This window comes from Bartonella japonica (genome assembly GCF_040545385.1).
GTDB lineage: Bacteria > Pseudomonadota > Alphaproteobacteria > Rhizobiales > Rhizobiaceae > Bartonella > Bartonella japonica.
Genome location: NZ_JBEPLT010000054.1, coordinates 1 through 1236, shown reverse-complemented (window position 1 = coordinate 1236; position 1236 = coordinate 1). Strand labels below are relative to the sequence as shown.

2 protein-coding genes and 1 pseudogene are annotated in these 1236 nt (G+C 34.6%); 2 read left to right on the top strand and 1 reads right to left on the bottom strand.

The features are described 5' to 3' along the window. Positions 1–189 (top strand): helix-turn-helix transcriptional regulator (locus ABID39_RS07850; RefSeq protein WP_354187606.1); only part of this gene is annotated, 189 nt, incomplete at its 5' end. 5 nt (positions 190–194) lie between these two features. Here the strand turns inward: ABID39_RS07850 and ABID39_RS07845 are convergent. Next, a pseudogene (locus ABID39_RS07845) lies at positions 195–383 on the bottom strand (hypothetical protein); the annotation flags it as partial. Positions 384–592: 209 nt separating this feature from the next. On the opposite strand from ABID39_RS07845, the gene ABID39_RS07840 reads away from it, so the two are divergent. Next, positions 593–1123 (top strand): hypothetical protein, encoded by a 531-nt coding sequence (locus ABID39_RS07840; RefSeq protein WP_354187604.1) that lies wholly within the window; start codon positions 593–595, stop codon positions 1121–1123. The last annotated feature ends 113 nt before the right edge of the window (positions 1124–1236 follow it).

The window sequence follows — 1236 nt, the reverse complement described above, 5'->3', positions numbered from 1 at the left end:
GATATTCTTTTAACAGACCGTGAAAGTGCAAAATTGCTTCATATGAGTGTCTCAACTTTCCGACGTCATGTCACCAATGGATCTTTACCAAAACCCTTAAAATTTGGTTTTTTATCGCGTTGGTTACAATCGGATCTTCTCAATGTTATCGAGCAAGCAAAACAGCAACGTCAAAGTGACGCGGCATAAAAAAACCTTGTCACGTAAGAAATCAGCCTCTCATTGCCAATCTTATTCCCCCCATTCTCAGCAGCTCTCACAACGGCTTCTTTTAAAATACGGGTCATTTTGTTCGGAATGCCTTTAACCCGCCCTAGACCGGCTCTTGGAGGTATGTTCTTTTTAATTGGTTTGGGAGTCTGTTCTGTATTTTCTGTTGTCATAAAATACGCCCTCCGGATAATAAAAAACCCCGCATTTGCAGGGATTTTTAACTGTACTTCACCCTCACTTAGATACAATACGCCTAAGTACAGTAAGGTCATTAAATACGATTTGCTACACTTTGTCAACATAATAATAACACATATTGATATATTCGAAGGGAATCAGTTAGATAGTGTTGTAAACAGTAGATCCTCAAAAAAAGATAATGATTACAGAAACTCTATTCTTTATTGGGGCTTATATAGCAGTTTTTTTGATAATGCTATTCAATGCAGTGCTTGTCATTAAAAAAGCAGGAAAAAAAGGGAAGGAAATAGTTGCATACTGTGTTGTACTATTCACACCAACGTTTGTTCCATGGCTTCCTGTAGCCATGATATATAATTATATAGAAAATGATCTAGTGGAAAAAGTGATAGGTATATCGCTAGCTATATCATTCGTAAGTTTTATCTCCTTATGTATGACAATAAACTCGATGCGTGAAGACGGAGTACCAAATGACATTAAAGATATAGCTTTCATTACTTTTGGAATACCCGCTCTAATTTGTGCTTTCATTGGTGCTATAATTGCACTTTTTATGTGGAATATAACAATAGGAGTAATAATTATAGGGTTATTAATTTTTATCAGTATAACAAAATATTTTGGAGTGATTTTTGTGATAATTATAGAAATATTGTGGTTAGTACTAATGATAGCGTTGATCAAGTTTATTTGGAAAATTGTCTAATGAAAATACTTATGAAGAGCATTAAGAGCAACGCGCAATGAATTCACAAGATATGGTAGTATTTGATCTTCTATAACTAGATACTGTAGCGCTGCATAAAGATTATACTGTCT